This window comes from Azospirillum sp. TSO22-1, assembly GCF_003116015.1.
In the GTDB taxonomy this organism is placed as follows: Bacteria; Pseudomonadota; Alphaproteobacteria; order Azospirillales; family Azospirillaceae; genus Azospirillum.
Window position 1 is genome coordinate 57,993 of the sequence record NZ_LGQZ01000077.1, and the last position, 10,567, is coordinate 68,559.

General features: G+C 71.1%; 12 protein-coding genes. 5 read left to right on the top strand and 7 right to left on the bottom strand.

What is annotated here, in order from left to right; all coding sequences use genetic code 11:
* Positions 1 to 111 precede the first annotated feature (111 nt).
* From TSO221_RS20310 to TSO221_RS20325, 4 genes are all read left to right on the top strand, one after another.
* Positions 112 to 741 carry an ATPase gene (locus tag TSO221_RS20310; protein ID WP_109120342.1) on the top strand — a complete coding sequence of 210 codons (630 nt, stop codon included), beginning with the start codon at positions 112 to 114 and terminating at the stop codon, positions 739 to 741.
* Entirely contained in the window at positions 741 to 1,223 is a 483-nt protein-coding gene (locus TSO221_RS20315) for a F0F1 ATP synthase subunit B (RefSeq protein ID WP_109120343.1), read from the top strand. The genes TSO221_RS20310 and TSO221_RS20315 overlap by 1 nt, the downstream gene beginning before the upstream one ends.
* A gap of 97 nt (positions 1,224 to 1,320) precedes the next feature.
* Positions 1,321 to 2,106 (top strand): class III extradiol ring-cleavage dioxygenase, encoded by a 786-nt coding sequence (locus TSO221_RS20320; protein WP_109120344.1) that lies wholly within the window; start codon positions 1,321 to 1,323, stop codon positions 2,104 to 2,106.
* Between the two features lie 108 nt (positions 2,107 to 2,214).
* Complete coding sequence (locus tag TSO221_RS20325) at positions 2,215 to 4,203, top strand: ATP-binding protein (protein ID WP_247878151.1); 1,989 nt, start codon at positions 2,215 to 2,217, stop codon at positions 4,201 to 4,203.
* 3 nt (positions 4,204 to 4,206) lie between these two features.
* Here TSO221_RS20325 and TSO221_RS20330 read toward each other — a convergent pair whose 3' ends face one another.
* Together TSO221_RS20330 and TSO221_RS20335 are read right to left on the bottom strand one after the other, a co-directional pair.
* Entirely contained in the window at positions 4,207 to 4,896 is a 690-nt protein-coding gene (locus tag TSO221_RS20330; RefSeq protein WP_109120346.1) for a class II aldolase/adducin family protein, read from the bottom strand.
* A gap of 54 nt (positions 4,897 to 4,950) precedes the next feature.
* Complete coding sequence (locus tag TSO221_RS20335) at positions 4,951 to 5,907, bottom strand: WD40 repeat domain-containing protein (RefSeq protein ID WP_158284150.1); 957 nt, start codon at positions 5,905 to 5,907, stop codon at positions 4,951 to 4,953.
* Between the two features lie 40 nt (positions 5,908 to 5,947).
* Here TSO221_RS20335 and TSO221_RS35535 point away from each other — a divergent pair, with 40 nt between their 5' ends.
* Positions 5,948 to 6,232, top strand: coding sequence for a hypothetical protein (locus tag TSO221_RS35535; protein ID WP_158284151.1), 285 nt, complete (start codon positions 5,948 to 5,950; stop codon positions 6,230 to 6,232).
* Positions 6,233 to 6,250: 18 nt separating this feature from the next.
* Here TSO221_RS35535 and TSO221_RS20340 read toward each other — a convergent pair whose 3' ends face one another.
* The 5 genes from TSO221_RS20340 to TSO221_RS20355 all read right to left on the bottom strand — a co-directional run.
* A complete protein-coding gene (locus TSO221_RS20340) occupies positions 6,251 to 6,712 on the bottom strand; it encodes a PepSY domain-containing protein (protein ID WP_109120348.1) in 462 nt (153 codons plus the stop codon).
* Positions 6,713 to 6,729: 17 nt separating this feature from the next.
* The gene (locus tag TSO221_RS20345) at positions 6,730 to 7,752 is read right to left on the bottom strand and encodes a formate dehydrogenase subunit gamma (RefSeq protein ID WP_199229548.1); all 1,023 of its coding nucleotides are present in this window, start codon (positions 7,750 to 7,752) and stop codon (positions 6,730 to 6,732) included.
* 14 nt (positions 7,753 to 7,766) lie between these two features.
* Positions 7,767 to 7,964 carry a hypothetical protein gene (locus tag TSO221_RS35540; protein ID WP_158284152.1) on the bottom strand — a complete coding sequence of 66 codons (198 nt, stop codon included), beginning with the start codon at positions 7,962 to 7,964 and terminating at the stop codon, positions 7,767 to 7,769.
* Positions 7,965 to 8,086: 122 nt separating this feature from the next.
* Positions 8,087 to 8,683, bottom strand: a complete 597-nt coding sequence (gene fdh3B / locus TSO221_RS20350; protein ID WP_109120349.1) for a formate dehydrogenase FDH3 subunit beta — start codon at positions 8,681 to 8,683, stop codon at positions 8,087 to 8,089.
* A 17-nt stretch (positions 8,684 to 8,700) separates the two neighbouring features.
* Positions 8,701 to 10,567, bottom strand: a 1,867-nt coding sequence (locus tag TSO221_RS20355; RefSeq protein ID WP_146208856.1) for a formate dehydrogenase subunit alpha, incomplete at its 5' end; no start/stop codon positions are given.

Below are 10,567 nucleotides of genomic sequence, written 5' to 3' on the forward strand. Positions count from 1 at the left end.
CGACGGGCTTCCGTGGGCACCCGCCCACGGAAGCTTCCGTTGAAACCGGGCGGTCCCAAAGGGTTCTTTGGGGGGCTTTCGGCGCCGTACCTTTGCCTTGGGGGACCGATCATGTCGAACCTGTTGGCCAAGGGACGGCTGGCCCGCTGGTCGGGCGTTGCGGGCACCTCGCTCGCCACGCTGACCATGATGGCCGCCCCCGTCCTCGCGGCGACCGCCGAACACGGGGGCGAGCACGCCAAGGGTGGCCTGCCGCAGCTCAATCCCGGCACCTTCCCGACCCAGATTTTCTGGCTGGCGCTCACCTTTGGCGCCCTCTACTACCTGCTGTCCAAGAAGGCTCTGCCGGTGGTGGCGCAGGTCCTGGAAGAGCGCCAGGAGCGCATCTCCCGCGACCTCTCCAAGGCTGCCAGCCTCAAGGAAGAGGCGGAGGCCGTGATGGCCACCGTGGACAAGGCGATGGCCGACGCCCGCGCCCAGGCCCAGGCGGTGATCGCCGAGACCGTGGCCGCCTTCGAGGCCGAGAACCAGGCCAAGCAGTCCGCGCTGAACACGCAGATCGCCGACCGCCTGCGCGAGGCCGAGACCCGCATCGCCGCCGCCAAGGAACAGGCCCTGGCCAACGTCCGTGGCGAGGCCGTCGGCATCGTCCGCGAGATCGCGTCCAAGCTGGCCGGCATCGACGCCGACCCGGCCCAGGCCGAAGCCGCCGTCGCCGCCGTCATGGAGGAGCGTCGCTGATGCTGAAAGCCCCTGAATTCTGGGTTGCGGTCGCCTTCGTCATCTTCATGGCGCTGATCTGGAAGAAGGCGTCGGCCGCCATCGGCTCGATGCTCGACGCCCGCGCCGAGAAGATCCGCGCCGAACTCGACGAGGCCCAGCGCCTGCGCGAGGACGCCCAGGCCACCCTGGCCGCCTACCAGAAGCGTCAGTCCGACGCCCTGAAGGAGTCGGAGGCCATCGTCGCCCACGCCCGCGAGGAGGCCGCGCGCATCCGCGCCCAGTCCACCGCGGACCTGGAGGCGGCCCTCAAGCGCCGCGAGGCCCAGGCCATGGACCGCATCGCCCAGGCCGAGGCCCAGGCGATCGCCGAGGTCCGCAACCTGACGGTGGACATCGCCATCGCCGCCAGCCGCCAGCTGCTCAGCCAGGGCATTCAGCCCGCCCAGGCCGACAAGCTGATCGACGCGTCGATCGCCGACCTGCCCCGGCACCTGCACTGATTGTTGTCGCCCCGGCAACGCTGTTTCGAGAAGCCCCGGCCTTTGGCCGGGGTTTTTCTTTGGCCATATTGGTCTCTGAACACCTGGAGACCACGCCATGCCCACACCCTTCCCCACCGTCTTCGTCTCGCACGGCTCGCCCACGCTGATCCTCGAGGATTCGCCCGGCCGCGCCTTCCTCGCCGGATTGGGCGAGCGGCTGGGCCGCCCCTCGGCGGTGCTGGCGGTCTCCGCGCACTGGACGACGCCCGAGCCGGCGGTCAGCAGCGCCGCCCGCCCCGAGACGGTGCACGACTTCTACGGCTTTCCGCGCGCGCTGTTCGAGATGCGCTACCCCGCCCCCGGCGCGCCGGAGCTGGCGGAGCGCGTGCTCGGCCTGCTGCAGGCGCAGGGCATCGCCGGCAGCGCCGACCCGGAGCAGGGCCTCGACCACGGCGCCTGGGTGCCGCTCAAGCTCATGTACCCGGAAGCCGACATCCCCGTGGCGCAGCTCTCGGTGATGCCCCGCCATGACGCGGCCGACCACGTGGCGCTCGGCCGCGCGCTGGCGCCGCTGCGCGACGAGGGTGTGCTGATCCTCGGCAGCGGCGGCGCGGTGCACAACCTGCGCGACTTCCGCTTCGGCGCCACCGGCACCGCACCCTGGGCGGACGCGTTCGCCCGCTGGCTCGACGCGACGCTGATGGCCGGCGACGTCGAGGGCATCGCCCGCTGGACCGAGCGCTGCCCGGAGGCCCGCGTCGCCCATCCGACCGACGAGCATTTCCTGCCGCTGCCGGTGGCGCTCGGTGCCGCGGGGCCGATTCCGCGCGCCGAACGGCTGCACGACGGCTTCGAACACGGCAGCATCGGCATGCAGGCCTACGCCTTCCACGCCGGCTGAGCCTGGGGTGTATCAAGTCGCGGATTGTCCCGTACTTGTCTGTTTCTTAACCGCTCCCGTACCGCTACAATCCGCGGCGCGTTTTTGACTGCCCGTATGGGAGCTGGTGTGACTCGGTTCCGCGCCCTGCGCGACCTCAAGGTGGCGACTCGGATCACCCTCGGCTTCGGGATCGCCTTCGGGCTGCTCCTCGTGCTGGCGGTGATCGGGCTGCTCTCGCTGCGCGCGGTGACGCAGAACGTCGGCACCTACTCGGCCTCGGCGGGTGCCGCGCAGATCGCCGCCGACGTCGACATCGGCATGCGCGATCTGGAGGTCGCGGTCCGCGACCACTTCGGCATGGACGACGAGGCCAGCCTCGCCACCGTGCGCCAGCAGCACGAGGCGCTGCGCGCCCGGCTCGCCGCGCTGGCCGAGGCGACCGCCGACACCCCCGACTCCGCCGCCGTCGCCGAGACGCGCACCGCGCTCGACTCCTACCGCGACGGCTTCGAGCGACTGGTGAGCCTGCGCGGCGAGCGCGCCCGCCTGCTGACCGGCGTGCTCGACCCGATGGCCGAGCAGATGCAGGGCAAGCTCGCCCAGCTCCGGGAGGCCGGCGGCGTCGACTCGGCCGCGCTGGCGGCGGACGCCGCCGCCGCGGTGCAGGCGATGGCCGACCACGCCGCGCGCTTCGCCTCCAGCCGCGATCCCAAGGAGGCCGAGGCAATGCGCGCCGCGGTCGAGACGGTGCGCGGCCGCCTGCAGGAGATCAACCGCTACGTCTGGGTGCAGGGCACCCGCCAGCTGATCTTCGACACCCGGCACATGCTCACCGCCAGCGCCGGCGTGCTCGACCGGCTGGAAGAGGTGGTGAACGACGAGGACCAGCTGCGCTTCCAGGCGCTCGACCCCAACGCCGGGCTGATCAGCGCCCGCGCCGCCGAGGTGCGCAAGCGCAACGACGGCTTCGCCTCCAGCCTGCGCCGCGGCCTCGCCGAGGGGGCGGAGCGCTGGGTGGAGACGGCGCTATGGCTGGGCGGCACGCTGCTGGTGCTCGGGCTGCTGGGCGCCTGGCTGGTGGTGCGCAGCGTCGCCCGCCCGGTGGACGCGGTGGCGGGCGCCATGGCCGCGCTGGCCGCCGGCAGGACCGACGCCGCGCTGGTGCCGGCCGTCGCCGGCCGCGACGAGCTGGCGACCATGGCCCGCGCCGTCGAGACCCTGCGCGCCAACGCCGCCGAGGTCGAGGAGCTGAAGCGCGAGGCGGCCGAAGCGCACGCCGGGCTGCTCGAGGCCAAGCAGCAGGCCGAGGCCAAGGACTTCGCCAAGACCAACTTCCTGGTCAACATGGGGCAGGAGCTGCACCGCCCGCTCAACGACATCATCCACCACAGCCAGTCGCTGATGAGCGAGCTGCACCGCGTCGGCGCCGGCGAACTGGCCACCGACGTGGAGATGATCCAGTGGTCGGGCGAACAGCTGGTGGGTCTGGTCGACGCCATCCTCGACTACGCCAAGATCGAGGCCGGCACCGTGGACGTCGAGCTGCAGGACTTCGACGTCGCCCGCTTGCTGGCCGAGCTGCGCGAGCGCATGCTGCCGGTGGCCGACCTCAACGGCAACACGCTGACGGTGCTCGGGGCGGCGTCGCTCGGCGCCATGCACCAGGATTTCGGCAAGGTGCGGCAGATCCTGCTGAACCTGCTCGACAACGCCTGCAAGTTCACCCGTGGGGGCAGCATCGCCTTGTCGGTGGAGCGAGCCGACCGCGACGGCCGCGCCTGCATCCGCTTCACGGTGTCGGACACCGGCGCCGGCTTCCCGCCGTCGCAGGCCGGCCGGCTGTTCCAGCCCTTCGCGCAGGGCCCCGCGCCGGCCGGCGGCAAGGTGCCGGGCGCCGGGCTGGGCCTGACGCTGGTCGGGCACTACACGGCGATGCTCGGCGGCGACCTGGAGCTGTCCAGCGAGCCCGGGCACGGCACCCGCATCATCCTCACCCTGCCCGCGGTCTACGAGCCGCCCGCCGAGGACCGCCCGCTGATCGCCAAGGAGGGACGCGACGTCCGCCCCCTGCTGACCGTCGCCGAACCCCGCGCCCTACCGCAGCCGGCGGAATAGGCGCTACCCCCGCCGCCGCGGCGCGTCCGGATCGGGCTCGCCGCCCCCGCCCTGCCCGTACTTCATGCTGCGCATCTTCTCCGCCACGCGCTCGATCTCCTCGGGCGGCAGGATGGTCGGCTGGCCGAGCATCAGCGCGTGGACGTACTGCCGCGCCAGCGCCTCCACCTCCACCGCCAGCGCCAGCGCGCCCTTGAGGTCGTTGCCCAGCACGATCATGCCGTGGTTGGCCAGCAGGCAGGCGCGCCGGCCCTCCAGCGCCGCCAGCGCGTGGTCCGACAGCTCCTGGGTGCCGAAGGTGGCGTAGGGGGCGCAGCGGATGCTGTCGCCGCCAGCCAGCGCCACCATGTAGTGGAAGCTCGGGATCGGCCGGCCGTGCACCGCCAGCACCGTGGCGAAGGTGGGATGGGCGTGCAGCACCACCTGCGCGTCGGGCCGCGCCGCCAGGACGTCGCGGTGGAAGCGCCATTCCGACGACGGCCGCCGCTCGCCGGCGTAACTGCCGTCGAAGGCCATCTCGACGATGTCCGCCGGCTCCGTCTCGTCGTAGGGCATGCCCGACGGCGTGATCAGGAAGCCGCCGTCGACGCGCGCCGACAGGTTGCCCGAGGCGCCCTGGTTGACGCCCAGCCGGTTCATGGCGAGGCAGGTGTCGATGATGGCGCGGCGAAGCTCGATGTCGGGCAGGCTCATGGACGGGCACTCCGAGGGTGGTTCGCCGAGCACGCCACGGCGGGCCGGCTCCTGTCAACGCCGCTCCGGCAGGGTCCACTCCTTGACCACCGCGTCGTAGCCGGCGGACAGCGCGTGCCGGCCGTCCGGCGTGTAGGTCACCGCCCACACCGGCTTGGCGTGCCCGCTGAACTCGGCCAGCTGGCGGCCGGTCGCCGCGTCCCACAGGCGCACGGTGCGGTCGCCGCCGCCGCCGGTCAGCAGCGTCCGCCCGTCCGGCGCGAAGGCGACCGAGGTGATGAAGCCGGTGTGTCCGGTCCAGGCGCGCAGCTGCCTGAAGTCCGCGAGGTCCCACAGCCGCACCGTCTCGTCGCTCGACACCGTGGCGGCGGTGCGGCCATCGGGCGAGACGGCAACGCCGTTGACGCTGCCCTCGTGCCCCTCCAGCACCGCGAGTTCACGCCACGTCGCGGCGTCCCAGACGCGGACCTGGAAGTCGTAGCCGGCGCTGACCAGCCGCGCGCCGTCCGGCGTGAAGGCGACCGCGTTGACGTTGGCGGTGTGGCCGGTCAGCGTGGCCAGCAGCGCGCCGCTCTCCACGTCCCACACCTTGACCGACGGGTCCCAGCCGGCCGAGGCGAAGCGCCGGCCATCGGGCGACACCGCGAGGCCGACGATGTTGCCGGTGTGCCCCTCGAAGCTGCGCAGCAGGGCGCCGCTCTCCAGGTCCCACAGCTTGATGGTGGAATCGCGGCTGCCGGTCAGCGCCCGCCGGCCGTCCGGCAGGAAGGCGACGGCGTTGACGCCGCCCGTGTGGTCCTGGAAGGCGTGCAGTTCCTTGCCCGCCGCGAGGTCCCAGCAGATCGCCGTGTAGTCCCAGCTGCCGGTCAGCGCCCGCTGCCCGTCCGGCGACACGGCGACGGCGTTGACCATGGCGCCGTGGCCGATCAGGTCGGCGGCGTGGACGGGAGCGGCGAGGAGGATGGTGCCGAGAAGCAGCGCCGCCCATGTCCTGTTGGACAAGGCCGGCAAGACAAGTGTATGCTTGATCCACGCGATAAAGGGACCGCCGATGCCACCGGAACGCGACCCGGAGCTGCTGTCGAAGATCGACCTGCTGATCGATATGGTTCGCCAGCAGGATCGCCGGCTTGATCGGTTGGAAGGCGAGTTCGCCGACCAACGGAAGGAATTTTCGCAGCTCCGCGAGTATGTGGCCGAATTCCGCGAGTACGTCGCCGAGTTCCGCGGCGAGGTGCGTGGCCGGATCGACGGGTTGGCCGAGCGCATCAGCGACGTCAACGCCCGCCTCCCCGTTCCCATCGCCTATTCCCCTCCGACCAAGCCGGCGGCGTAACCCCTCATTTAACAGCCATCACCGCCATGTGTGACCGCGCAGGACCGCCGGGTTGCCGGTGGAGCGGTTCGGGTCATAGCGCCCGTCGGTCGATGCGGTGTAGCCGTCGGCGGCGTGGCGGAACTGCGGCACCAGCTTGCCGGTGCGGGCGTCCACCTCCAGCGTGCTGACCTCGAAGGCGCTGTTGCGGTCGCCGCCGGGGTTCATCACGGTGACGGCGTAGGCCAGGCTGCCGTCCTCGCGCGTCACGTCGCGGACGCGGAGCACGGTGACGCCATACTCCTTTTCGATCTGCCGCTTCACCTCGTCGGCGGGCTTGGCCGGCACGGCGGGTACCGGAGCCGCGGCGGGCACCGGCGGTTCGGCCTGGAGCGCGGCCTGCGGCGCGGGCGCGGCGGGCTGGATCTGGGGCTGGAACTGGGCCGCCGCGGGCCACGCGGCCGCGGCGGCGATCAGCAGGGAGGCGACGGCGGTGCGCATGCGGGACGGTGTCCTCCTCATTCGGCGGGCGCGTGGTGACCGTGCGGGCGCGGGTCGATGCGTTCGCCCTTGACCTCGGCCAGCCAGAGGGCGTGGTGCTCGCGCGCCCACTCCTCCTCCACCTGGCCGGAGCCCATGGCGTCGAAGGCGCCTTCCATGCCGACGGAGCCGATGTAGATGTGGCCGATGATGATGACCGCCATCGCCAGCGCGATCACCGCGTGGATCATCTGGTAGAGCTGCATGTCCTGCAGCCCGCCGAAGCTGAACGGGAACAGCAACGCCAGCCCGGTGAAGCCCAGCCCGGCGCCGCCCAGCACCGTCGCCCAGAAGATCACCTTCTGCCCGGCGTTGAACTTCTTCGCCTCGGGGTGGACGTTCTTGCTGAACAGGCCGCCGGCCTGGGCGAACCAGGTGAGGTCGGCGCGCTCGGGGATGTTGTGGCGCACCCACAGCAGGAAGGTCACCAGCACCCCGGCCATGAAGGCGAAGCCCAGGTAGTTGTGCGCCAGCTTGCCCCAGCCGGTCAGCGCGGCGAACGCCTCCGGCCCGATCACCGGCAGCAGCACCCAGCGGCCGTACAGCACGTTGAGCCCGGTCAGCGCCAACACGATGAAGCTGCCGGCGGTCAGCCAGTGGGTGCCGCGCTCCAGCGCGTTGAAGCGCTGCACCGTCCGGCCGGTGGCCGGCGCGTCGAGCCGGATACGGCCACGGAACAGGAAGAACAGCACCAGCACCACCAGGATGCCGGCCAGCGCCCAGGCGCCGTAGGTGGCGATCGGGCCGTTGCGCAGCGCCCGCCAGCTCTCGCCCTCCGACTGGATCAGCACGCCGGCGCGCGGGTTGGGCAGGCTGGAGGTGCCCTGCACGCCCTGCCGGATGGCCCGCCAGACGTCGGCGTCGGCGCCGGTGTTCAGCTGGTGGGTTCCCGCCGGAGCCCCCGCGGAGGTCGTGTCGGCCGCGCGCGCCGGCATCCCGGCGGCGGCCAAACCCAGCATCAGCGTCAGCGCGGCGAGCGCCGCCTTGCACCAGGACGTCATATCGTACCCTCCGCTCAGAACCGCCCGTTGTTGACGCGCTGCTTCAGGGAATCGAGCTGCTCGGCCGACAGCGGCGCGTCCTGCGGCCCGGCGTACTTGCCCTTCGCGAAATGGAGCGGACGCTCCTCGTCGTTGCACCCGGCAAGCAGCCCCGCCGCCGCGGCCAGCGCGGCGCCGACGACCAGGAGGCGCGTGATGGACTTGGTGGTCATTGTTCTTTCCTCCCCAGGGTATTGCCCCCACCCCGGCCCTCCCCCGCTGCGCATGGGAGGGTGCCGCCATTCCCCTCCCCTGCGCAGCGGGGGAGGGGTCAGGGGTGGGGGCGAGTGCGCCCCTACGACCCCGACTTCATCTGGTACGCCGTCCCCCAGCCCCAGGCGCCCGAGCCGAAGCCGCGCGCCACGACGCGCTCGCGGTAGATGTCGGACACCCGGTCGCCGTCGCCGGCCAGCAGCGCCTTGGTCGAGCACATCTCAGCGCACAGCGGCAGCTTGCCCTCGGCGATGCGGTTGCGGCCGTACTTCTTGTACTCGGCCTCGGAATGGTCGGGGTCCGGACCGCCGGCGCAGAAGGTGCACTTGTCCATCTTGCCGCGGGTGCCGAAGTTGCCGGCCTGCGGGTACTGCGGCGCACCGAACGGGCAGGCGTAGAAGCAGTAGCCGCAGCCGATGCACAGGTCCTTGTTGTGCAGGACGATGCCCTCGGCGGTCTGGTAGAAGCAGTCCACCGGGCACACCGCCTTGCACGGCGCGTCCGAGCAGTGCATGCAGGCGACCGAGATGGAGCGCTCGCCCGGCTTGCCGTCGTTGATCGTCACGACGCGGCGACGGTTGATGCCCCAGGGAACCTCGTGCTCGTTCTTGCAGGCGGTGACGCAGGCGTTGCACTCGATGCAGCGGTCCGCGTCGCACAGGAATTTCATGCGGGCCATGTTTTATTCTCCCTGCGTCAGGCGGCCGAGATGCGGCACAGCGTGACCTTGGTCTCTTGCATCTGGGTGACGGAGTCGTAGCCGTAGGTCGTGGCGGTGTTCGCCGCCTCGCCCAGCACGATCGGATCGGCGCCCTGCGGATAGCGTCCGCGCCGGTCCTCGCCCTGGAACCAGCCGCCGAAGTGGAAGGGCATGAAGGCCACGCCCTTGCCGACGCGCTCGGTCACCATGGCCTTGACCTTGACCTTGCCGCGCTCCGGCCCTTCGACCCAGACCATCTGCCCGTCCTTGAGGCCGAGGTTGTTGGCGTCGGTCGGGTTGATCTCAACGAACATGTCCTGCTGCAGCTCGGCCAGCCAGGGGTTGGACCGGGTCTCGTCGCCGCCGCCCTCGTACTCGACCAGACGGCCCGACGTGAGGATGATCGGGAACTCCTTCGACACGTCGCGGTCCTGGATCGACTTGTAGAGCGTCGGCAGGCGCCAGGACTTGGTGTCCTTGTAGGTCGGGTAGGAGGCCACGAGGTCGCGGCGGTTGGTGTAGAGCGGCTCGCGGTGCACCGGCACGGGATCGGGGAAGTTCCACGCCACCGCGCGCGCCTTGGCGTTGCCCGGCGGGGCGATGCCGTGCTTGATGGCGACGCGCTGGATGCCGCCGGACAGGTCGGTGGTCCAGGACACCGCTCCGATCTTCTCGCCGCCGATCTTGGCCATCACCGCCATCTCGGCTTCCGTCAGGTCCTTGTCCCAGCCCATCTTCTGGAGCATGGCCATGGTGACCTCGGGATAGCCGTCCTTGATCTCGGACCCGGCCGGATAGGCGCCTTCCGCCAGCAGCGTGACGCCGTTGCGCTCGACGCCGAAGCGGGCGCGGAACGCGCCGCCGCCCTCGGCGACGGGCAGCGAGTTGTCGTACAGGTTGGCCGAGCCCGGGTGCTTGATCTCCGGCGTGCCCCAGCACGGCCAGGGCAGGCCGTAGAAGTCGCCGTCCGCCGGGCCGCCGTTGGCGCGCAGCGTGGTCTTGTCGAAGGTCGCCTGATGCTGCATGTGCAGCTTCATGCGCTCCGGCGACTGGCCGGTGTAGCCGACCGACCACATGCCGCGGTTCCATTCGCGGGTGAGGTCCTCGATGGAGGGGACGTTGCCCTCGACCTTGATCGCCTTGAACATCGGCTCGGCGAAGCCGAACTTCCTGGCGAACAGGTACATGATCTCGTGGTCGGTCTTCGCCTCGAACAGCGGCTCCATGACCTTGAAGCTCCACTGCACCGAGCGGTTGGACGCGGTGCGCGAGCCGTCGGTCTCCAGCTGCGTGGCGGCGGGCAGCAGGTAGACGCCGTCCTTCCGGTTGTGCAGCACGGCCGTCATCGTCGGATAGGGGTCGATGACGACCAGGACGTCCAGCTTCTCCATCGCCTTCTGCATGTCGGGCAGACGGGTCTGGCTGTTCGGCGCGTGGCCCCAGAACACCATGCCCTTGATGGTGTCCGGCTGGTCCATGTTCTCCTTGGCCTCGAGGACGCCGTCGAACCACCGCGACACGGTGATGCCCGAGGCCTCCATCAGCTTCTTGTCCTTGAAGCGGCCGAGGAAATAGTCGTACGGCACGTCCCAGACGCGCGCCCAGTGCCGCCACGCCCCCTCGGCGAGGCCGTAGTAGCCGGGCAGCGTGTCGGAGGTGACGCCGAAGTCGGTGGCGCCCTGCACGTTGTCGTGGCCGCGGAAGATGTTGGCGCCGCCGCCGGCCACGCCGATGTTGCCCAAGGCGAGCTGCAGCACGCAGTAGGCGCGGGTGTTGTTGTTGCCGACGTGGTGCTGGGTGCCGCCCATGCACCAGACCAGCGTGCCCGGCCGGTTCGACGCCAGCGTGCGCGCCACGCGCTTC